Origin of the sequence: Pirellula sp. SH-Sr6A, from assembly GCF_001610875.1 — a bacterium.
Lineage (GTDB): Bacteria > Planctomycetota > Planctomycetia > Pirellulales > Pirellulaceae > JBKCUI01.
On sequence record NZ_CP011272.1, the window covers coordinates 2,417,781 to 2,440,079 of the forward strand.

16 protein-coding genes are annotated in these 22,299 nt (G+C 51.7%); 8 read left to right on the forward strand and 8 right to left on the reverse strand.

Annotated elements, in window-relative coordinates:
• Positions 1-28 precede the first annotated feature (28 nt).
• From VN12_RS09500 to VN12_RS09520, 5 genes are read left to right on the forward strand one after another with little or no spacing between them, the layout of a single operon-like run.
• A complete protein-coding gene (locus VN12_RS09500; RefSeq protein ID WP_146676596.1) occupies positions 29-1,219 on the forward strand; it encodes an acetate/propionate family kinase in 1,191 nt (396 codons plus the stop codon).
• A gap of 10 nt (positions 1,220-1,229) precedes the next feature.
• Complete coding sequence (locus tag VN12_RS09505) at positions 1,230-3,710, forward strand: glycogen/starch/alpha-glucan phosphorylase (protein WP_146676597.1); 2,481 nt, start codon at positions 1,230-1,232, stop codon at positions 3,708-3,710.
• A 10-nt stretch (positions 3,711-3,720) separates the two neighbouring features.
• Entirely contained in the window at positions 3,721-4,389 is a 669-nt protein-coding gene (locus VN12_RS09510; protein WP_146676598.1) for an MtnX-like HAD-IB family phosphatase, read from the forward strand.
• Between the two features lie 7 nt (positions 4,390-4,396).
• Positions 4,397-5,449: an iron-containing alcohol dehydrogenase family protein gene (locus VN12_RS09515; RefSeq protein ID WP_146676599.1), complete on the forward strand. Its 1,053-nt coding sequence runs from the start codon at positions 4,397-4,399 to the stop codon at positions 5,447-5,449.
• A gap of 31 nt (positions 5,450-5,480) precedes the next feature.
• Positions 5,481-6,224 (forward strand): LOG family protein, encoded by a 744-nt coding sequence (locus VN12_RS09520; RefSeq protein WP_146676600.1) that lies wholly within the window; start codon positions 5,481-5,483, stop codon positions 6,222-6,224.
• 23 nt (positions 6,225-6,247) lie between these two features.
• On the opposite strand, the gene VN12_RS09525 is transcribed toward VN12_RS09520, so the two are convergent.
• The 5 genes from VN12_RS09525 to VN12_RS09545 form a co-directional block, all read right to left on the reverse strand.
• Positions 6,248-7,033, reverse strand: a complete 786-nt coding sequence (locus VN12_RS09525; RefSeq protein ID WP_146676601.1) for an IS5 family transposase — start codon at positions 7,031-7,033, stop codon at positions 6,248-6,250.
• A gap of 77 nt (positions 7,034-7,110) precedes the next feature.
• Positions 7,111-8,970, reverse strand: a complete 1,860-nt coding sequence (locus VN12_RS09530; protein WP_146676602.1) for a cyclic nucleotide-binding and patatin-like phospholipase domain-containing protein — start codon at positions 8,968-8,970, stop codon at positions 7,111-7,113.
• Positions 8,971-9,085: 115 nt separating this feature from the next.
• On the reverse strand, positions 9,086-10,210 hold the full coding sequence (locus VN12_RS09535; protein WP_146676603.1) for an ABC transporter permease: 1,125 nt from the start codon (positions 10,208-10,210) through the stop codon (positions 9,086-9,088).
• A 2-nt stretch (positions 10,211-10,212) separates the two neighbouring features.
• A complete protein-coding gene (gene rbbA, locus VN12_RS09540; RefSeq protein ID WP_146676604.1) occupies positions 10,213-13,002 on the reverse strand; it encodes a ribosome-associated ATPase/putative transporter RbbA in 2,790 nt (929 codons plus the stop codon).
• 47 nt (positions 13,003-13,049) lie between these two features.
• The gene (locus VN12_RS09545) at positions 13,050-14,120 is read right to left on the reverse strand and encodes an HlyD family secretion protein (RefSeq protein ID WP_205855240.1); all 1,071 of its coding nucleotides are present in this window, start codon (positions 14,118-14,120) and stop codon (positions 13,050-13,052) included.
• A 305-nt stretch (positions 14,121-14,425) separates the two neighbouring features.
• Here VN12_RS09545 and VN12_RS09550 point away from each other — a divergent pair, with 305 nt between their 5' ends.
• Entirely contained in the window at positions 14,426-16,111 is a 1,686-nt protein-coding gene (locus VN12_RS09550; protein ID WP_146676606.1) for a TolC family protein, read from the forward strand.
• Positions 16,112-16,670: 559 nt separating this feature from the next.
• Here the strand turns inward: VN12_RS09550 and ppk2 are convergent.
• Positions 16,671-17,483, reverse strand: a complete 813-nt coding sequence (ppk2, locus tag VN12_RS09555) for a polyphosphate kinase 2 (RefSeq protein WP_146676607.1) — start codon at positions 17,481-17,483, stop codon at positions 16,671-16,673.
• Positions 17,484-17,886: 403 nt separating this feature from the next.
• Here ppk2 and VN12_RS09560 point away from each other — a divergent pair, with 403 nt between their 5' ends.
• A complete protein-coding gene (locus VN12_RS09560; protein WP_146676608.1) occupies positions 17,887-18,606 on the forward strand; it encodes an ROK family protein in 720 nt (239 codons plus the stop codon).
• A 68-nt stretch (positions 18,607-18,674) separates the two neighbouring features.
• The gene (locus VN12_RS09565; protein ID WP_146676609.1) at positions 18,675-19,280 is read left to right on the forward strand and encodes an HdeD family acid-resistance protein; all 606 of its coding nucleotides are present in this window, start codon (positions 18,675-18,677) and stop codon (positions 19,278-19,280) included.
• A gap of 67 nt (positions 19,281-19,347) precedes the next feature.
• Here the strand turns inward: VN12_RS09565 and VN12_RS09570 are convergent, their stop codons facing one another.
• Together VN12_RS09570 and VN12_RS09575 are read right to left on the reverse strand one after the other, a co-directional pair.
• Positions 19,348-20,313, reverse strand: coding sequence for a DUF4105 domain-containing protein (locus VN12_RS09570; protein WP_146676610.1), 966 nt, complete (start codon positions 20,311-20,313; stop codon positions 19,348-19,350).
• Positions 20,314-20,371: 58 nt separating this feature from the next.
• Positions 20,372-22,234 (reverse strand): patatin-like phospholipase family protein, encoded by a 1,863-nt coding sequence (locus tag VN12_RS09575; RefSeq protein ID WP_146676611.1) that lies wholly within the window; start codon positions 22,232-22,234, stop codon positions 20,372-20,374.
• Between the last annotated feature and the right edge of the window lie 65 nt (positions 22,235-22,299).

Here is a 22,299-nt window from a genome sequence, read left to right on the forward strand (position 1 = left end):
TTGTTGTAAATTTGGAATGAGGTAGCTCTTGACTGAAGCATTGCTTGTTTTGAATAGTGGATCTTCAAGCTTAAAGTTCTCTGTATTTCAAATCGGAGATCTCACGCTATTGGTTCGAGGGCAAATCGAAGGACTCGGAACGGCTCCGCGTTTTCTTCTTCGTGGCAGCGACGATGAATTGCTGGAAGAGAGCAATCCGATCGATGGGGCTCGATTCGATCACTCTCAAGCTATGGGGCTCATCATCGAGCGGTTGCGAGAGCAGCTTGTTGGAGTTCGGATTGTCGGTGTTGGTCATCGAGTCGTACATGGAGGCGTGAAATACGCTACACCGATTCGTGTTAACGAATCGGTGCTAGAGGAGCTTGGTCGCCTTATTCCGCTCGCACCACTTCATCAACCCTATTCCCTTGCCGCAATTAGGTCTCTCTCCGTTACAGCGCCGGAACTACCTCAAGTCGCCTGCTTTGATACCGCGTTCCATCGCACCCAACCGCCGGTGGCGCAATGGTTCGGTTTGCCACGGAGTTTTACCGAGCAAGGTCTGCTACGGTATGGGTTTCACGGAATCTCCTATGAGTATATTGCTTCCGTATTGCCTGCGATGGACCCTCGAGCGGCTTCCGGACGAACCATTGTGGCCCATCTAGGTAATGGCGCGAGTTTGTGCGCATTAAGTGCCGGTAAGAGTATTGCGACAACGATGAGTTTCACACCGGTCGACGGACTGGTTATGGGAACTCGGGTCGGTTCGTTGGATCCTGGCGTCCTGCTCTATCTCATGGCAAGCCATGGCATGGATGCTGCATCGCTCGAGAAGCTGATCTACCATGACTCGGGCTTGCTCGGGGTGTCAGGCCTCTCCAGCGACATGCGTACCCTATTGGCTAGTACTGATTCACACGCAACAGAGGCAATCGACCTATTCGTTTACCGTCTTGGTCGCGAACTGGGCTCGCTTGCGGCAGCCCTTGGTGGTCTCGATGCGCTCGTGTTCACCGGTGGCATAGGGGCGAACGCTGCTGTTATTCGTTCACGAGTATGTCACGACGCCGCTTGGTTGGGATTAAGTTTGGATGAAGAGTCGAACCAAAAAGGTTATCGGCAACTTCATGACCATCGAAGCGAAGTTACGATTTGGTCCATCGCCACAAATGAAGAACTGATGATTGCTCAGCAAACTCAACGTGTGCTGAGATTGTCGGATCTGTTGGTTTGAGGAAACAATCATGAAGAAGATTGAGAACCTTACTGAATTGTTGAATCGCTATGGCTGTGGACCAATAGCCTTTTCGGGGACAAGTGACGCTCTTTTCGAGAGGCGTCTTGTCCTGGACCACGTGATCGATCCCAAGCAATCTGGCCCTCGCGAGCAGTTCGAAGCATTTGCGAGTGCCATGCGAGATGTCCTTGCACAGCGGTGGCTCAAAACGACTCAGACGTACGATGCTGCGAACCCTAAGCAAGTTTATTATCTCTCCATGGAGTTCTTGATTGGGCGCTCGCTAACCAGCAATGTAACGAACTTGGGGGTAGCTCAAGCCCTGGGAGAATGGGAGAAAGCAAAGGGCATAAAAGTCGCTGAACTAGTTGAGGAAGAGCCAGACGCTGGACTTGGGAACGGTGGCCTCGGGCGGCTAGCAGCTTGTTTCATCGAATCGCTTGCGACATTGGAAATGCCCGCCATCGGCTACGGACTCCGTTACGACTACGGGATTTTTCGGCAGGAAATCGTTAATGGCTACCAAGTAGAACAGCCTGACCCTTGGTTGAATCGACCTGATCCATGGGAAGTCGCTCGGCCTAACGACGAGATACCTGTTCCGTTAGGTGCTTCTTTCACGGTCAAAGGAGGTGAGATCGCGGTGCATCGAGGTCATGCGACACAACTAATCGGCGTCCCTTTTGATCGACCAATCGTTGGTTTCGGCGGCAAAACGATCAATACCTTGCGATTGTGGAAGGCGACAACGGCAGCTGCGTTTGACTTTGGAGAATTCAGCAGCGGGGACTTCTTTGGAGCGGTTTCCGACAAAACCTTGGCTGAATCCGTTACTCGGGTTCTGTACCCAGACGATTCCACCCAACGCGGGCGGTCCTTAAGGTTTCTCCAAGAGTATTTCCTGGTACGGTGCTCCTTGGCCGACATCATTGCTCGATTCCGTCGCCGAGGTAACGACTGGTCCATGTTGCCTGATAAGGTCGCCATTCAACTGAACGACACACACCCGGCGATGGCAGTCCCTGAATTGATGCGGATTCTGCTCGACGAAGCTAATCTGAGCTGGGAGAACGCTTGGGATCTCTCGACTCGCACTCTCGCCTATACCAACCATACCCTGCTGCCCGAGGCACTTGAAAAGTGGCCGGTCGAGTTGTTTGAGGCTCTCCTCCCTCGGCACTTGGAAATCATCTTTGAAATCAATCGGCGTTTCCTAAACGATGTTCAGTTGAAGCATCCTGAGGAACGAGTTCGACTTAGTCAGATAAGTTTGATCGAAGAGGGAAACGAACGCAAAGTACGTATGGCTCATCTCGCCATCGTTGGCAGTCATAGCACCAATGGAGTGGCCGAGATTCATTCAAAACTCCTACGCACAAAAACGGTTCCTGAGTTCGCGGAACTATTTCCAGAACGGTTCAACAATAAGACAAACGGGGTTACTCCAAGGCGTTGGTTGCTGCAGGCAAACCCAAATCTTGCCCAGCTGATTACGGAAACCGTAGGAGCGGGGTGGGAGACAAACATGGCTTTGTTGCGAAAGATTGACCCATTGGCCAAGGATGCTGCATTCCAGGCTCGGTTTTTGGCTGCCAAACGAAGTGCGAAAACGCGATTTGTGGATTGGATCAAGAAGACCGCCGACATTAGCCTTGATCCCGACACGCTTTTCGATGTGCAAATCAAACGCATTCATGAGTACAAGCGACAGTTGCTGAACGCCATCCAAGTCATCATTTGTTACAACCGGTTGTTGGAGACCCCCAGCCTCGATGTCCCGCCGCGCACCGTGTTATTCGCCGGTAAGGCTGCTCCGGCTTATCACCTAGCCAAGGTGATCATCAAACTCATTACGAGCATCGCTCGAGTGGTCAATTCGAATCCGATGACGCGAAACAAACTGCGGGTCGCCTTTCTACCAAATTACTCTTGCACCCTTGCGGAGTACTTGATTCCAGCGGCTGACGTATCCGAGCAAATCTCGACCGCTGGGTTTGAGGCTAGCGGCACGAGCAACATGAAATTCATGATGAACGGTGCGATAACGCTAGGCACGCGCGATGGGGCAAACATCGAAATTTCGGAAGAGGTCGGCGAGGAAAATGCATTCATGTTCGGACTCACATCCGATCAAGTTCTTAACAATCGTGCCTTGTACAACCCTCATTGGCACTACGAAAACGAACCTGAAACGAAAGCCGCGCTGGACATGATTTTCGGCAACTATTTTTCTGCCGATGAGCCAGGGATTTTCGAGCCGATCCGTGAAACCCTCCTGACCAAAGGTGACTACTTTATGCACCTTGCTGACCTCACGGAGTATGTTGCCACGCAAAGTAAAGTCGCCAAGCTCTTTCAGACGCAGAATGCGTGGGCTGAGAAGGCAATTCATAATGTTGCTCGGTCCGGAAAGTTTTCCAGCGATCGAACAATCGAGCAATACGCTCACGAAATTTGGGATGTGAAGCCATGTCCCGTGCTTCCGTAGGATAGATGCGATGAACTCACCCCAATTCTCAGTTTCGTCGAAAGTGCTTGTCAGCGATTTCGACGGCACAATGACTCAGTTCGATTTCTACAAGCTAGTCATCAAGTCGCTTCTGCCCCCTGATACGCCCGATTACTGGGCCGAGTATCGAGCTGGAAAGATTACTCATTTTGAGGCCCTGCGTCGATACTTCGCATCCATTCAAGCTAGCGAGGATGAAGTTATTGCAGTCGTTAGAGAAATGAAACTAGACGATGGCTTGCCCGCCGCGGTGCAATTCCTGCGCAAGGCAGGCTGGGATATCGTCGTGACATCTGCAGGATGCAGCTGGTACATAAACCGTCTCCTCAATGATTTCGGTGTGAGCGTCGAAGTTCTCTCCAATCCAGGTCGCTTCCAAAACGGCGAGGGACTCATTATGGAAATGCCGCGTAACTCTCCGTTTTTTTCACCGGAGCTTGGTATTAACAAAACAGGGGTCGTGGAGCATTTCCTGACGGAAGGTCGCACTGTTGCATTTGCTGGAGATGGATTTCCGGATGCCGAACCTGCACGTATTGTTCCCGAGGATCTGAGATTCGCACGCGGTGATTTGGCAAACGTACTACAAAGAGAAGGATTGCACTATCACCGATTCGAAGCATGGTCCGAAATAGCCAAAACACTTCTCAATAGGTAGAGTCAAAATGTTGAGGCCAACACAAATCGCCATACCTACGCTGGTCCGTGTGAAAGAAGGAGCTGTGGATCGGCTCGGCATCTACCTGCGGCGGCATGGTCGCCAAAAGGTAGCTGTGCTTGCCAGTAAAGGTCTTCACTCACCTCTACTGGAACGCCTAGAACGTAGTTTGAAGGACGAATCAATGGATTCGGTCGGTTGGATGGAAGTCGCATCGAACGATTTCGAATCCGCAGCACAGTTGTTCGCCAATTTACCGAAAGAGACCTCGGCCATTATTGGATTTGGGGGTGGTAAAGCGCTCGATGTGGCTAAGTACGTCGGGTTCCTTGGTCGTATACCGTATTATGCCGTTCCAACCTCGCTCTCGAACGACGGTTTCTGCAGTCCTCAATCCAGTCTAACAGTCCGCGAGAAGCGTCGATCACTCCCCGCTGCGCTGCCTTATGGGGTTGTTGTCGATATCGCTGTTTGCCGCGATGCGCCTCGAATTCTGGCTCTATCTGGCATAGGGGATCTCGTTGCCAAGTTCACGGCTGTTCTCGATTGGAAGCTGGCGTTTCATGCCACCGGAGAAGCGATCGACGACTTCTCGGCATTGCTTTCCGATGGATCGATTCACGCCTACCTGAGTCACCCTGCATTTGACTTGGAAGGGACTCGGCTTCTAGCTACGGCCCTGATGCTTAATGGGATTTCCATGGAAATGAGTGGTTCCTCGCGTCCTGCTAGTGGCAGTGAGCACCTGATTTCGCACGCGTTGGACGCGATTAGTACACAACCGAAGTTGCATGGTTTGCAAGTAGGTATCGCCAGCTACGTGGTTAGCATTCTACAAAATGCGAATACCGAACGAATCGCTTCCCTCTTTGACGTTACAGGATTCTGGGATGCGATCGCTGCAGATCCCTTTTCCCGAACCGAGTGGTTAGAGGCGATTCGTATCGCACCTACCATCAAGCAAGGATTCTACACGGTTCTGTCGAGCCGCAACGTAATGCCTGAAGTTGAGCGTATTCTCGAAAATGATCATCGCCTGAAACGATGCTTCCATCCTTAATCCAGTAATCCCATCGTCTAGGAAAGTCTTTATGAAGCCAGAAGTTGCTACGTCCAAAGCCCAGCCAACCGTCAGTCTTGCTGATGAAGACGCAGTCAAAGAGGTTCTATCGGCGGCTGTCTTCGGTTTGTGGGACGTTGTAAATAGTCTGAGTCGACTTCGACCCTCCAAACGCGATCATTATCGGGTCACCATTTTTGGTTCCGCACGTGCCCAACCAGGTAGTTTCCCTTACGAAGAAGTTAAACGCGTCGCAGTGGCCCTTGCGGAAATGGATTGCGACATCGTTACCGGGGGTGGGCCCGGTCTTATGCAAGCTGCAAACGAAGGTGCTAGTGCGGCAAACTCGCTTGGTAGAGATCATTCCATCGGTATCCGCGTTGACCTACCATTCGAACAGGAAGTGAATCCTTTCGTAGAGCAAGCCTACGAACACAAGACGTTTTTCACTCGATTGCACCATTTCGTATTAGCATCCGATGCGTTCGTTGTGGTTCCTGGTGGGATTGGCACGGTGCTAGAGCTCATGATGATTTGGCAGCTCTTGCAAGTAAAACACGTTCAGGGCGCCCCGCTAGTCGTGGTAGGGGGAATGTGGGAGGAACTGGTATATTGGGCGAAAAAGCACCTGCTTTCGCCACAATTGCCGTTAGCCAGCCCAGAGGATATGAACATTCCGATCTGCGTCCGAACGGCCGATGAAGCGATTGCAATTGTCCGCGAGTATCATGCCAAGTGGCTTGCCCAAATGGGAAAAGGTGTAGCTCTTAGTTAGAACTTGTTTTAAAATTGCGTTTTCTACGTTTTAGACAATCGGCGAGACATTAAATCGATCATGGAGATGTAGATCATTGTTTCGCTCGTGTCTGCAAGTCGTTCGTAATCTTTGCTTAAGCGTCGTCTTCGATTGATCCACGCGAATGTACGTTCGACAATCCATCGTTTTGGCAGTACTTGGAAACCTTTCGCATCTATCGGTCGTAACACGGTTTGCAACTGAAGTCCTTCCTTTTCTTTCAGCAGCTGTGGAAGGCCACCCTTCCCGTAAGCGCCATCGGCGAACACGATCTTAAGTCTGCGATAGAGGCTGCGGATACCCTGCATAACAATCGATCCTCCATCAAAGTCCTGGACGTCAGCGCGGTGGACAACAACCATCAAAAGCACCCCCAGTGTATCAACGAGGATATGTCGCTTACGCCCTGTGATCTTCTTTCCGGCGTCGTAGCCACGGGTTTCACCACCCTCGGCAGTCCTAATCGATTGGCTGTCGATGATTCCGACCGTAGGTGCTGTTTTTTTGCCCGTTGCTTTACGAACTGCGTTACGGAGGAGTTCATGGATTGCCAGCCAAACTCCGTCAAGCTTCCACTGGCGAAATACCCCGTAGACCGTGTTCCAGTGGGGAAACTCTTTGGGAAGAAATCGCCACTGGCACCCTGTGCGGCAGACATAAAGAATGGCATTGATGATTCTCCTCCGATCGATTCGTTTTCGTCCTCGCTGATTGGCGTGGGGAAGTACTTTTTGAATCAACTGCCATTGCTTGTCGGATAGGCAACTTGGATAATCCATTCCACTCATGATCGCTACGGCTCCTTGTAGTCCGGGAAACTTTTTCGCTTCCTGAGCCGTAGCGATTTTTTCAATTCAATGCAATTTCAAAACACGTTCTTAGGCGTAGATTGAAACAATCGCAGCTCCAAGGCCGATAATCGCCTTCGGAGTTCTGGAATCAGTTTTTTCGCTGCTTGCTCTCCCACCGACGCGATCTCTTGACTTTTATAAAAATCGGCAAGCCCATAATCCGACGTGTCAGGTGTGATCCAGAAATCAATCGATCGACTTCGGACTGCTCCAAGGTTATGAGCTTGCGATTCGAAAATTCGGAGCATTGTCGCGAGCGATCCGGCATTTTTCATTTTCTGGGTGGGGGTGTCGGGGCAGTTTCCGGCGAACTCGCAATTCATCTTGCGAGAGATATCAACACCCACTACGAAGTCACAGTTATCGTTCGCCAATACATCCCCGGGAAGGTTATCCAACATTCCCCCGTCCACTAGCAACATGCCATCACGGGGGATAGGCTTCGAGATGACGGGCAAATTGATGCTTTCAAGAATGGCTTGAACCGCGTCCCCCGTTTTACGCACGACGCTGCGTCCTTGAACCAAATCAACCGTCAAGGCGTGAAACTCAATCGGCAACTGTTCCAGACGCCAATCACGGAGATAAGGCCTCAACATGGTATCCCATGCGCGCCTCCGGAATTGATAAAGCAAGTAAAGATTTGGCCAACCGGGTAGGGAGCGAAAGATACGCGATGGGGTCAAGTCATGTTGAAAATGATGCGCTGCCTCGAGTGGCTCGATACCAGATGCATAGACAAGTCCCGCCATCGCCCCTGCACTGGCTCCGGACATGACATCAAACGAGATTCCCGCATCGTCGAGAGCGCGTAACACGCCCAGATGCGCCATTCCCTTGGCACCACCACCGGAAAGCGCAATTCCGATTCTGTAGCCTCTTATCGCTCGTACCAGCCGATCCAAGCCTTGCAGTTCGAGGCGACTGAGTTGTGATTGTTGTGTGGATACATGAACCTTGATCGAAGAGCGTTTGCAAGGTGGGGCTGGCAACCAAGCAGCTACGGGCTGATCGTCTGACAATAACCAAACCATACGCATCTTATCGATTGCAGTGACGTTAACAGTGCTGGAGCTTCGCAGATACGGCTCAACGGTATTTGCTTCGTTGGGTTGCAGCATCCAAAGCCACTCATCGCATTCTTGAAAAACGCTCAGGTCCAAATCCTCTATCTCTGTTTTGCAAAAAACCACAATTTGTCGATGGAGGCTGCCTGAATCTACCTTGGTTGGATCGTTTGGGCGTGTACCATGTTGCAGCGCAATATCCTTCTGCCACGTAGGTAGATTACTGAGGCTATTCGCATCGTCCGTCTGGACTACAAGTTTCTCACCGCTCGCGGCAAGTCGACTAATCAATCTGGAAACGAGAGTCCTCGCTTGGATGGATCGCGCAATGATCCCCAAACGCCTTGAACGTCTATTGGAAGCTTGCGTTCCAATCGCATTCTTGAATCGACGGCCAAGTGTGCGGAATAGGTTCCGCATCAAGACTGGATAGGCATCGACAAACTCGAAGAATGAATCGCTTGGTAACGCTAGCAGCAAAACAGGTGTCCGTGCAATGACTCGGACAGGCCGCGGCGTCTCTTCGAGCAAAGCCAATTCACCGATATGGTCGTCCGGACCGAGCGTTGCCAGCGGCTCTATGCTCCCTTGTTCATTTTGGAAATAGGTTTCAACGTAACCTTCGCCGATGATCCAAAATTCGTCGACGATATCGCCAAAATCTCCAATCGTCTCTCCTGCTTCAAACCTCCGTGAAATGATGCGATTGGCAATGCAAAGCCGATCTTTGTTTGATAGGCCACGGAAAGCAGTTGTTCTCTCCAAAGAACTCGCGACCGTCTGAGTATCGTGAGGCTGTATGTTCAATTTCTATCGAACGCTGTCAGCGAGTACAGCGTGATCGTTGGTAGGGTGGTTTAAGTCGTTCCATTAAATGGGTGTACTGCGAACTATTCCCGGCAGGTGTTCAAATTGCCTGCCTCTATTTCGAAACCGAAATCGATTTCCGAAACAGCTTTAGGCTGTAATAGAAAAAACCGAGTCCTATGGCTGCAACGACCAAGAATTGAGACCAAACAGCATCGAACCCACCACCGCGGTAGATAAGGATCTGGGAGAAGCTCACAAAATGCCTCGATGGCAAGAGGAAACTCATATACTGCAGCCAGATCGGTTGACTTTCGACGGGGGTACTACCACCGGAAAGCATCTGCAGGACAACAATGACCAAGATAATTAGCAATGCAAACTGGGCCATCGTCCTCGAGATTGTTCCGAGAAAAATGCCTAGTGCTGTAGCGAAGAACAGATAAAGGATAACCCCCGCAAACCACAAGACAAACGAACCCGCAAATGGGACTTCGAGAGCTTTAATCACAACGAAGTAAAGCGAGGCAGCCGTCGCTATCAAAATCACGAGGCCGTTTGCCCAAACTTTGGCCAAGGCAATCTCGTACGAGTTCAAGGGCATCACCAGCAAATGCTCGAGCGTCCCGTGCTCCCGTTCGCGAATGACAGCGGCGCCTGTTAGTACGACTGTTAGCAATGTGATTTGATTGATGATGGCTACTACGCTCGTAAACCAAGAAGAAATACCGTTTGGGTTGAATAACTTGCGAACTACGAGCCTGACCGATGGTTCGTTGGAGTCATCCGTCCTTTTCATGAAACTCGACACGCGGTCGTTGATAATGTTCTTGATGTAGCCCGCGCCAATTCCTGCCTGTTGCATTGCCGTCGCGTCGATGCTCAACTGGATTTCTGGATTCCGATCTGCACGAAGATCATTCTCAAACTGCTGCGGAATGACGACGACAAACATGAACGTCCCGCGGTCCATCGCATCCTCCACCTCTCGCGCTTGAATCACTTCAGGCAACTGGAAACGCGGTGGGTAAAATGAATTGATCAACTCCTTGGAAAGCGCAGAGCCATCTTCGTCGACAAAGGCGATCGAAGCGTTGTTGACCTCGTTGGATGTTCCTGTGGCTTGGACGTAGATCGCCATAGTGAACGCATAAATGACGAACAACACCATGACATAATCGCTCAAGAGACTCCGCAGCTCTTTGAGACCCAACCAAAGAATATTCAGGAGTGAAGTCACGACTATTTCTCCTGCTTTCGCAAGCCAATCCAACTGATGGCCCACAGAACTGGGATGCAGCAGCCCAAGAAAACTAAATCCTGAACCATCAGCCCAGGAGCGAGTCCCTTTGTAAAGGCACCCACGCTGGAATGCATATAATAAGTTGTCGGCCAGATCGATCCTATCAACCTGGCATTCCCTTCAAGAGTCGAGACGGGTTGCAATAATCCAGAGAACTGAATGGTTGGGAGAATCGTGAGAATCGCAGTCACAAACACGGCGGCAACTTGGCTGCTCGTGAATGTAGACGTCACCATCCCTATTCCTGTTGTCGCTGTTACGTAGAGTAGCGTGCAAAGCGTCAGCATCCCAAAACTGCCCTTGATCGGTACTCCGAATACGAGGATGGCGATCGTCGTCAGGATGAAGAAATTCATCATTCCAATCGCGATGTAGGGCAATTGCTTCCCCAAAAGGTATTCCATCTTCCGAGTAGGCGTCACATAAAAATTGATCATGGAGCCCAGTTCCTTCTCTCGGACGATACTGACCGTCATGAGAATGGCCGGAATCAACACGAGGAGCAGGGCTGGAACGCTCGGGACGATCGAGTAGATGCTCTCAAAGCTTGGGTTGTACATAAAGCGTTCTTCAATATCCGCTCGGTACTTTGGACGCCCTGAATAGAGGAGACTACCGGAGTCTTCCAACATCTTATTGTGCACTCCTTGCACGTATTGAGCGACGGTCTCGCCGCGAAAAGTCATCGCCGCATCGACTTGTCCCAACACCTCAGGCTTGCTCCCTCGCTTTAAGTCTCGTCCAAAGTTAGGTGGAATTTCAAGCACCAAAGAAATATCGTCCGATTTGAGACGTCCCAAAGCATCTTCGGCGGAATCGGGAGGCGTTGTTGGGGTAAAGTAAACTTCCGAGCCCGCAAATTGGTCGTTGTAGGCTCGGCTCTCCGGCGATCGATCGTAGTCGAGCACTGCATAACGAATATGTTCGACGTCGCTCGTGATGCCGTAACCAAAAACGAGCATCAACAGGGCTGAGCCGACAAACGCAAAAGCTAACCGCACAGGATCTCGGAGGATTTGACTTGTCTCATTCGCAGCGTAGGCCAGCATGCGCGTCAGGCCGATTGGCATAACTGACTTGCCAGTTCGATTGGACCGCTTCGATTCGCACTTTTTAGATTCACCAACTTTGGCTTCGACCTTTTTCGCTTTGGATGCTGCATCTGCAATGGGGTCCTCCATGTAGCCGATAAAGGCGTCTTCCAATCCAGCCGCACCGCGTTCATCGATCAACTTCTGCGGGGCGTCGCAGGCTAAAACCTTCCCAGCATTCATCAGCGAAATCCGGTCGCAACGCATGCCTTCGTTCATGAAGTGGGTGGTTACAAAGATTGTCACCCCTTGATTTCTCGAAAGATCGACCAGGAGTTCCCAAAAGCTATCGCGAGCGACTGGATCGACGCCCGATGTCGGTTCATCAAGAATGAGGATTTCAGGTTCATGCAAAACGGCGACAGCCAACGACAACCGCTGGCGCAGCCCCATCGGCAGGTCGCCGGCCTTAGCGTCGAGATGAGATTCCAATCCGAACTTCTTCACCATTTCGGCGATGCGAGCCTTGGCCTTGGCTGGAGGGATGTGGTAGAGACGTGCATCGAGAATCAAGTTTTCGCGAACGGTCAACTCGCCCCAAAGCGAGAACGCTTGCGTCATGTATCCGAGGTTCTTGCGCACCTCCATGCTTCCGGCTTCGACCGAGCTGCCGAAAATCGTCGCTGTTCCTTCGCTGGGAGTGAGCAAACCAGTTAGCATCTTCATCGTGGTTGATTTGCCACAGCCATTGGATCCCAAGAATCCAAAAATCTCGCCTCGCTCGATTGACAAGGTCACGTGATCCACAGCGACAAAGCTTCCGAACCGCTGCGTTAGTCCTTTGGCATCAATCGCAATTTCTTTCATACCCTCAGGTCGTGGGGGAATGATCAACTCGGAGTGCCCCATCCGTTTGGCCTCGGGAAGGAGCGCTATGAAGCATTTCTCCAAGTCGTGGGTTCCGGTCCTTTCCATCAGTTCCGCGGGAGTTCCTGTGGCCAATACCTTGCCATCGTCCATCGCCACGATCCAGTCCCACTTCTGTGCTTCGTCCATGTAAGCAGTGGATATGAGCACGCTCATCCCCGAGCGACTTGCACGTATGTCGTCGATCAAACTCCAGAACTGGCGCCTCGATAGCGGATCCACCCCCGTGGTGGGCTCATCCAAAATCAATAGATCAGGCTCATGAACCAATGCCCCACATAGACCAACCTTTTGCTTCATCCCCCCCGAGAGCTTTCCTGCCGGACGCTCAGGAAATGGACCGAGACCGGTCGCATCAAGCAGTTCTTTGATTTTGGCGGGACGTTCTGATGGAGATAGGCCGAATAAGCGAGCCATGAAGTCGACATTGTCGCGGACGCTTAGTTCGAGATAGAGGTTCTTTCCCAACCCCTGCGGCATGTAAGCAATGCGAGGGCATGCGTCGCGTCGATGTCGCGGATCGGCAATGTCGCCGTCCAACACAACAATCTTTCCTTCTTGCATCTTCTTAGCGCCGGCAATCAATCCCATCAGTGTTGACTTGCCTACGCCATCCGGCCCAATCACACCCACCATCAATCCAGGTGGAATGTCGAGCGAAATTCCGTCGAGTGCGAGCGTCTTGCCGTAGCGATGCGTGACGTTTTGGATAGATACAACAGGCTTGTTATCAGATGCAGTGCTGGGATTCTGAGGAGATGTAATCGGCATGAAATGGTCTCGGTGAGAGCAAGCCTAGGGGTGATGGACCAATTCTGCTATTTCGATTCCGCTTGATTATTCGTCGGGGCCGCTCCATCCGTTGTGGGCGAATCTTGAACAGCATCTGCGGTAGGTGCTGTTGGTTTCGCTTCAATCACGTTTTGTAACCATTCGGGCCACACTGCCGCGTCGTCTACTTTGACATAGCCAACTCCTCGAATGCCCGTTTTGATTTGCTCAATGTATGAACTGACAATCTCCTCTGGTACCTGAATCTTCACGCGAAACATCAGCTTGTCGCGTTCGCTTTTGGTCTCTACCTGCTTGGGAGTGAATTGAGCCTCCGGGGATACGAAACTTACAATACCAGCCGCCGAGCGTCCTGGTGAATGGTCGACCGTAATTCTGGCATCGGCTCCTACTTTTAATTTGGCAGCGCTTTCAGACGGCAGGAATATCTCCATATACACGTCTTCAAGATTGATCAAAGTCAGAACCTTGCCACCGGCGCTGAGGACTTCGCCCTGTTCGGCCAATCGGTAAAGAACTCGTCCGCGTACGGGCGCTACCAAAACCGCATCATCAATACGGGTCTGGATTGTGGCAACGTTCGCTTCGGCAACTTGCACTTCCTGCTCGGAAGTTTTCATTTTAGCTTCCACCTCAGCCAAACCAGCGACAGACGCTTCAACTGCTGTTTTACGCGCATCGTACTCACGTTGTGAAGCAGCGTTATCCGCGAGAAGCTTTCGAGTTCGATCTTCTTCAATCTTGGCTTGCTCGACCAAACTCTTTTGTTTGACAATGGCTGAGTTGGCGGCGGCGACGCGCTCGCGTGCGGCAGCAACATTTGCCTTAGACTCCACCAATTGTGACTCGAGCGTCGAGGTATCCATCCGGACTAGTACCTGGCCGGGTTTGGTGAGTTCGCCCTCTTTGACGAGGATCTCCTTTACACGCAAAGGTTCCTTCGCCGCGATATCGACTTGCTTCGCTTCGACCCGACCGTTTCCCGATGCAATGCCTGCCGGAAGGGTATTCTGTTGCGATTGCCAATATTGGTAGGCAAACAAGCCAGCCACGCCAGCCACAAGAATCGACGCAAGCAACACGAATTTTTTGGACACAATAGACCTCTCCCAAAACAGTAAGCAAAGAGCAGGCAAGAGAAGGCACTGCATACTTAGCCTTTGTAGACTAGCGAAATCAGTAGAATCTGTCCATTAGACGGCTTGCTAAACAACGTTTGTCGTGACGATTTGTCAAGTTATACGGGCTGTATTGGTTGCACGCCTAGAAGCGAATTCGGCAATCATACCGGTCCGATTCCGCCGATAAATCCAACCGTATGAAAAGAGCCTAGCCGAAGGGTTTTTCCGCCTCTCCGGCCAGCGTTTCGCACTGTTTTAATGTTTATCGCAAGGATGCGGCCATGATTGGTACACAACACGCCAACACACGTAATCGTCGTTTATCGAATGAGTCGTCAAGTCGAACCCGCTGGAAATCCTTCGGCAAACAGCTCAAGAACGGTTTGGCGGTTGCGACTCTCATGTCGACGTTGTGCTCACCAGGTTGTGGATATACGAAGCAATGGTGGAAGAATGGTCGAAAGGTTGGCCCCAATTACTGCAAACCGGTAGCGCCCGTCTCGGAAAGTTGGATCGACTTTAACGATCCGCGAATCATTGCCGGCCCCGCCAACGATCGGGATTGGTGGCGTGTATTCAGCGATCCAACGCTCGATATGTTGGTGGATTCCGCCTATCGAGGTAACCTGCCATTAAGGGAGCAGGGCCAACGAGTCTTGGAGTACCGCGCCCTGCGGGCTATTCGTGTAGGAGAGAGGCTCCCGCAAGGGTCTGTGAACGGGTTTTACGATCGAATTCAAATCAGTGAGGCAGGCAACCCCTCGGGGGTGCCCAATCCCAACCGCTCGTTTGATTTGAATCACTTGGGAGCCAAACTCGAATGGGAACTGGATGTATGGGGCAAGTTCCGCCGAAGAATCGAGCAGGCTGATGCAGAGATCGAACGGCAAGTGGAACTTTACGACGATATCCTTTCCATCGCTGTAGCGGATACAGCGACTGCCTATACGAATATGAGGGCCTCTCAGAATTTTGTTCGGCTGGCTCGCGAGAATGCTGAGATTCAGAGAGGAAGTTTGCGACTGGCCGAAGCAAGGTTCAAAGCTGGAGCCGTGAACGAACTAGATGTCACTCAAGCCCGATCGACGCTCGAAGCAACCGAGGCGTTGATTCCTCAATTCCAAGCAACGCTTCGCAAAGCAAACAATGAGTTGTGCGTTTTAATCGGTGCTACACCTCAAGATTTGGAACCTCAGGTCGGTGAGGGGCCAATACCCATGGCGTCGACGAGCGTTGCCGTTGGAATTCCGGGTGAGTTGCTACGCCGACGTCCGGACGTCCGGGCCGCAGAGAGGGCGGTTGCAGGTGCGAGCGCTGCGATTGGCGTCGCTGCATCCGATCTTTATCCACACTTTTCGATTGACGGTGGGTTTGGATGGACAGCTAATAATGCGTCCGATCTGTTTAGCGGTTCGTCCTTCGGCGGAATCATCGGCCCCTCGTTCCGTTGGGATATACTCAATTTTGGACGTATCCAAAGCAATGTTGTTCGGCATGAAGCACAATTCCAAGAAGCTGCGATTCGCTACCAACAGACCGTTTTGGGTGCCAACAAAGAAGTTGAGAATGCGTTGGTGGACTTCTTGAAATCGCAAGAGCGTTCTGGCAAGCTCAGAGAGGCAGTCAAGGCCACAAAGCGGTCTGTTGAACTCGCTTTGACTCAATACAAAGAAGGGGCAATCGACTTTGAGCGAGTGTTCAACCTTCAAAACATATTGGTGCAACAAGAAATCGATTTGGCCGAATCAGAAGCATCGATCAGCTTATCTCTCATCGACATCTACCGAGCTCTCAGAGGCGGCTGGCAAATACGTATCGACGGCGGTGCGACATCTACGGTGATAACTCAACCGACGGTGATGGAAGGCGAACCGGTAGCGCTGAGCATTCCAACCGAATCGACTCTAACAGCCGCGTCATCGACAGGCGAAAACAGTGTCGAAGCAGTGGAAGAAATGAGCTTCTAAGCTGTCTCAAGAACTGCAGTAAATTGATTGATTGAACGAGAGTAATTATGACCCTACGAACATCCGCCCCGCTCATCGTATCCGCTTGCTTGTGTGTTTCATCGTCTGTGTTTGCGCAGGAACGATCTTGTGAGCGGAGTTCCCCAATTTGTGTACCGGATTGCATCAAGCACTGGTTGTGCGACGATTACCGTGCTAAACCGATCCCGTGTCCAACTTCTGTGCGAGGTTGGGAATGCGACTGCTACCAACCCAAGCCTTTGCCGTGCCCAGTAAGCGTCAAGCGATTCTATTGTGATAATTATTGTCCAAAGCCACTGCCGAGCCTTAGCTGCGCGACCAGTTCCTCGCGGAAATGCGTCTCGCCACTTTGGGGACCGATGACCGCAATGCGTAACGCTGAAAGTAGTGCCTGCGACGCGCTTTACATGAAAACCTCTCGCACTTGGAACGAATCAGATCCAAGCAGTACGAGTGATGGCAGAGCAATGGGTAATGGCTCGCTCAGCAAGTAGGTTTACATCCATTGAATTGGTCACAACTCAGGACAGTATCGACATCAATACCTTTCTTCGACGAATCGCCTTCCTTGCAAACTTAACTCGTCGTCGTAAGCTCCCTTCTTAGATCGGCTAGGCAGCTTGACTTCCGGGTGTGGCAATTCTTCATAGGGGATCAAACTGAGGAGGTGGGCGATACAGTTGAGTCGCGCGCGCTTCTTGTCATCCGAACGGACGATGTACCAAGGTGCGCTTTGTGTATCGGTTGCCTCCAGCATTGCATCTCGCGCTTGAGAGTACTCATACCATTTTTCACGAGAAGGCAAATCAACCGGGCTTAGTTTCCATTGTCGGAGTGGGTCTTCAATGCGTGCTTCGAATCGCCGCGATTGCTCTTTATTGCCTACCTCGAGCCAAAACTTAATCAACTGAATCCCGCCGCGTATCACGAAATGCTCTTCAAAAACGGGACAGAGCTCTAGAAATCCATGGTACTGCTCCTTAGAACAATAACCTAAGACATGTTCGACACCCGCTCGGTTGTACCAACTCCGATCAAAAATGACGACTTCACCAGCCGCTGGGAAATGCGGAATGTAGCGCTGCATGTACATCTGCGTCTTTTCGCGATCGGACGGGGCTGGTAAGGCCACAGTTCGAAAGACACGCGGACTTACCCGTTCCGTAAGGGCCCTGATCGTCCCTCCTTTTCCAGCACCATCGCGTCCTTCGAAAACGACAACAACGCGAAGGCCTTTTTGTTTGACCCATTCTTGCAACCTGCAGAGCTCTACCTGCAGCTCTCTAAGCTCTTTCTCGTAGTCTTTCCTGGAGAGCTTTGTGCGATCCGAATCGCTAATCTTTTTACTCATGGTTGCCACCCGTGCTGAAACGAAAACCAAAACTCTCGACCGCCAAACTACAAGTTACACTTCCCGTGAAAAGCACTCCACAACATTCCCAAGGCAGCTTCCTGGATTTTGCAGGATTTCGCGGAGCTCGTCTCGAGCGAGGCCCGGTTTCGTCAGCAAGATCCTCTCTGAGTCGAAGATGCCAACCCCCATAAGAGCCATCACCCGAAGACGTTTTCGAGCACGTTTGTTCGCATGGCTGGTCTGTCGAGTTGTTATTTTGCCTGAACTCGATTGCGTCGCGAGGCTCATACGCACAAGATCTGGCTATCATGGATTGGCGTGTGGCGATTCAAAGAAAGGAACAGCCAGTGTTTCGAAGCAATACTACGGCGATCACGTTCGAAAAGTAGAGGAACAAATTATGAATATTCTTTCGATCGACGTGGGTGGAACCAACGTCAAGGTCTTAGCGACAGGACAGCGAGAATCGCGAAAGATTCCTTCCGGTCCTACCATGACACCCGAGCTCATGGTCTCCGAGGTGAAGAAGATTGCGAAAGACTGGCTGTATGATGCGGTATCGATCGGCTACCCTGGTGCAGTTTCCAAAGGCCGCATAGCGAACGAACCTCACAATCTCGCTTCCGGTTGGGTGACCTTCGACTTCGAAGAGGCCTTTGGGGTGCCCGTGAAACTCATCAATGATGCAGCGATGCAAGCTCTGGGATGTTATGAAGGTGGGCTGCTTCTCTTCATTGGTTTCGGGACTGGTCTCGGATCAGCTCTCGTTGCCGATGGCACCGTAGTTCCAATGGAGCTGGGGCACCTTTCATTTAAGAACGGAACCATTGAAGATTATGTTGGGCTCCGTGGCTTAGAACGACTCGGTAAAAAAAAATGGAGACGCTATGTTGCCTACACCATCAACCGATTGACCGAAACGCTCCGTCCCGATGAGATTGTGCTGGGAGGAGGCAATTCAAAGAAACTCAAAGAACTTCCTCCTCGTTGTCGGCTCGGAAATAACGCTTACGCACTTACGGGCGGATTCCGCCTTTGGGACCCCGCGACCGTTCACGTGCCTCTGATGCCCGCAAATGCTATCAAGTCTGCAGACGATGAGCACGCCGCCATTGGATAAACATACAGGTGATTATTTTGGTCCGCTAAAAGGATCCATGATTCACGAATCCTATTTTGGAGATTGCCATGTCTGAAAAACAAGTGCTTGAGGGCCTACTTGCTGAGAGGCTTGAACTTCGTTTGAAGTCGACGCTGGATGCAATTTGGTGGACATTTCTATCGCGAGGTCTGCTGGCCTTCGGGCTTGCTGCAGCAGCGCTTCTCTGGCCTCAGCAAACCATCGACGTACTGATCAAAGTCCTAGGAGTTACCATTTTGATCGATGGAGTCGCCATTGCTTTCGGACTGTTCCGTAGCGACGACAGAAGGCAGTTAGCGATTCAAGCGATCGTCAGTTTGGCGATCGGATCTGTTCTGTTGTTTTGGTCAGGCATCACGGCGAAAATCTTATTGGTCTTTGTTGGCACTTGGCTTGTTCTGCAGGGGATTGGTCTGTACTTTGCGAGTCGAAGCATGGATGCGGCTGACGGCCTGCGCCGTTTGGTTTCTTGGGTCGCGGTAATCAAGGTCTTGATGGGAATCGTGTTGGTCATCTGGCCTAATTCGGGGATAGTTGCCATCTCTTGGCTCATCGGGCTCGCGGCAATCGCGATTGGCCTCTTCATGATCTTCCTTGCGACTCGAATCAAACGATTTTCTAAGCGAATCGCAAACGCAGGTGAGCAAACTTAGGGACGTGTAACGCATTGATTTATCAAGCAACAGTTCGATTTCAGTCAGAATTGGTTCTCGTTTGTTCTCATGTTCTTTCGCGGATCGTCTGAGAGATATTTGCGATGTCACCAGCCGCCAACGCTCGCTCTCGAATCGCGGAGCGGGATCGCAGCTCTGGAAATGTCAAGCGACCATCGATGTAGCCGAGTTGGTACAAGGCGTACGCCGAAAGTCCATTGAGGAAGATCATTGGTTTCAACGACCAAGGCACCTTTGCATTTCCCTCGTAAAAAAGGTTCGTGGTGCAGTTGCTGTAGATCGAGTTGTACCACTTTGGTTTGTCCCTCAAGCTCCTCAGTCGATGGACATAGTCCAGCAGCAATCGGTTCAAGTGCTGAGGCGTTAGCTGTAGGCGGTACATGTAGATGTTCTCACGTCGAATGTTGGTCCTCACCCATATAAGATCGCGCTCGTCACCAAAAATAAACATCAACTCATACGCGCGAAACAGTCCCCATAATGGAGAGTAACTCTGCCACTTCTGACGACGCGCCTCGATCGAAACACACAGGTACTGTCCGTCGCTAAAGCCAAAGCTTACCATCGTGTGGGCCATGAAAGGACCCGACCAATGGGATAAGAAGTAGTCGATCGAATTCAGTTTCGACAGATCGTAAACGCGTTCTTCGTACCGAGCAGTTGGGGATCCCGTCTCGCTGTAGCGAGAGTTTCGAAGGTTCCGAACGTGCAGATTGTCTCCTTGAATCTCGGCCTGTGGCAAGATCTCCATTCCGACTTCCCAATCGAGATCAACTCTGGGACGCAGCGCGAAGAACCAAAGACTCGCTGCGAGAATAAGCCCGGCCCAAACGACAAGCCCCCATGGGAACCACGGTAGGGCGAAATAGGCGATACCGACGATGATCCAAGGGATGAGCGACGCGATGAATCGCATCCATGGCCGGCGAAAATGGTAGTGAACAGCCAGTGAGACCCAAAGGGTTGTTGTGGCGACAACGAGCCCTCCGAAGAACCAAAGAAATGGATTCATGGAATTTGTAGTTTCAAGGTGGGAGCTTCATCCGATGGGAGAGAACCAAACAAGCGGGTTAGCCATGCGACTTGGACGGTGCGATAAGCCTTTTCTCTAACTCGCTCAGACGCTGCTGAAGTTCCATGATGCATTCTTGAGCGGCATTCTTCCCTGCTTCGGCTATTTCGTTTGTACGATAAAACTCGGCTAAACCAAAAATCGACGTGTTGGGTTTGATCCAAAAATCAACCGCCCGGTTGCGCATCTTTCCAATATTGTGCGCCTGGGATTCGAAGATCCGAAAGATCGTATCGATGGAACCTGCATTTCGCATTTTGGTCGTAGGCATGTCGGGGCGGTTGCCTGCAAACTCAGGGCGAACATGGCTGGATACATCGACACCGACGACGAAGTCGGCACCGTTCTCCGCCAGCACATCGGCGGGGAGGTTGTTGAGAACGCCGCCATCCACCAACGCCATACCGTCTCGCAGAATGGGTGGCGAAACGACGGGTAAATTGATGCTCTCCAGGATGGCACGCACCGCATCCCCCTCCTGGCGAACGACGGTACGAGCTTGCACCAAATCCACGGTGATTGCATGAAATGGAATCGACAGCTGTTCCAATTCCCAATCGTGTAGATACTTTCGCAGCATTCCATCCCAAGCCTTGCGCCGGTACTGCCTAACCAAATAGAGATTCGGCCAATTCGGAAGGCAGCGAAATAGCTTCGAAGGCGTTAAGTCGCGCTGAAAACGCTGAAGCGCGTCTTGAGGAGCCATACCCGATGCGTAAAGTATGCCGGCCATCGCACCGGCACTCGTGCCAGACATCACGTCAAAAGACACCCCCGCTTCCTCCAAGACCTGCAACACACCAAAGTGGGCCATTCCTTTTGCTCCACCTCCTGCTAAGGCAATACCGATCGAGATGCCTCGCAGCACTCTTGCTAAGCGATCGACCCCTTGAGTCTCCTGGCGTGAGGGAGTCCCGTTCGAGGTCTCGACAACGACCTTCACATCTCTCTTCTTGAACCTCAAACGATTCAGTAGCGGAGCTATTGGCGAATTGGAATTCAATAGCCAGACCAGTCGCAGTCGTTCGGAGGCGTTGCCCTGAAGGAACGTCAAGGAAGCTGTCATCTGCTCCAAGTTCGGTGCATCCGTCGGTTCAGCAAACCACAGTATTTCATCGCAACCGAGAAGGGGCTGGAAGTCTGTCCCATTGCGAGAATCAGTCTCCCAAACAATGACTCGTCGATCGAATTGCGGTGGCGGTGGCTCGAGCATGGGTGCATCGTGTTGTGCAATCGTTTTGATCGACACCGCCTGGGGCAAGCATCCCGTTTCGTTCCAGCGATCTGAGTGGTTGGACCAGACTTCGATCCGCTCTCCGGACTGCAGCAATTTCGTCAGGAGCCGCCCCGCAAGGACAAAACCTCTTTTGGACGTCACAATGATGCCGAGACGGGGCGAAGGAACGCTACGTGAAGCTGCTCCGGCGACGACCTTGAATCGTTCACTGAGGGTAGAAAACAAGTTCTGCATCAGAACGGGATAGGTCTGGACCCATCGCAACAGGGCCTCGGCGGGGGCGACGAGCAGGGTCCCATTGGTCCGAGCGGTGAAACGAGTTGGACGATTGAGATTTTGTTCCAGGATCGCGACCTCTCCCAGCGTCTCTCCTTGATGGACCGTTCCCAACAGCCGCTCTCTTCCTCGTGGATCGGTGAGAAAGGACTCCAGTTCACCTTCGACGACGATCCAGAACTCGGTGACTGGCTCATCTGCCAAGGCGACCGTCTCCCCCGCAGCGAAAGACCGCAAAGTGAATTCGGGTGCTAACTCCAGGAGTTGATTGCCGTCCAGGCCACGGCAGAAGCGGACCTTGGCTAGCCATCCCACCATTTGCTCGATTTCCGCTGCAGTGCCCGGCATGGATAACTTCCTAGTTGAAATTGGTGAACAAAAGTCCGCTCGTTTCCTGAATTCTAATCGATTCC

Bases quoted from the DNA above. Each gene is read 5' to 3' on its own strand.
- VN12_RS09550 (WP_146676606.1), top strand. From the start codon at position 14,426: ATGATTGGTACACAACACGCCAACACACGTAATCGTCGTTTATCGAAT.
- VN12_RS09565 (WP_146676609.1), top strand. From the start codon at position 18,675: ATGTCTGAAAAACAAGTGCTTGAGGGCCTACTTGCTGAGAGGCTTGAA.
- VN12_RS09570 (WP_146676610.1), bottom strand. From the start codon at position 20,313: ATGAATCCATTTCTTTGGTTCTTCGGAGGGCTCGTTGTCGCCACAACA.
- VN12_RS09560 (WP_146676608.1), top strand. From the start codon at position 17,887: ATGAATATTCTTTCGATCGACGTGGGTGGAACCAACGTCAAGGTCTTA.
- rbbA (WP_146676604.1), bottom strand. From the start codon at position 13,002: ATGCCGATTACATCTCCTCAGAATCCCAGCACTGCATCTGATAACAAG.
- VN12_RS09505 (WP_146676597.1), top strand. From the start codon at position 1,230: ATGAAGAAGATTGAGAACCTTACTGAATTGTTGAATCGCTATGGCTGT.
- ppk2 (WP_146676607.1), bottom strand. From the start codon at position 17,483: ATGAGTAAAAAGATTAGCGATTCGGATCGCACAAAGCTCTCCAGGAAA.
- VN12_RS09510 (WP_146676598.1), top strand. From the start codon at position 3,721: ATGAACTCACCCCAATTCTCAGTTTCGTCGAAAGTGCTTGTCAGCGAT.
- VN12_RS09575 (WP_146676611.1), bottom strand. From the start codon at position 22,234: ATGCCGGGCACTGCAGCGGAAATCGAGCAAATGGTGGGATGGCTAGCC.
- VN12_RS09525 (WP_146676601.1), bottom strand. From the start codon at position 7,033: ATGAGTGGAATGGATTATCCAAGTTGCCTATCCGACAAGCAATGGCAG.
- VN12_RS09520 (WP_146676600.1), top strand. From the start codon at position 5,481: ATGAAGCCAGAAGTTGCTACGTCCAAAGCCCAGCCAACCGTCAGTCTT.
- VN12_RS09515 (WP_146676599.1), top strand. From the start codon at position 4,397: ATGTTGAGGCCAACACAAATCGCCATACCTACGCTGGTCCGTGTGAAA.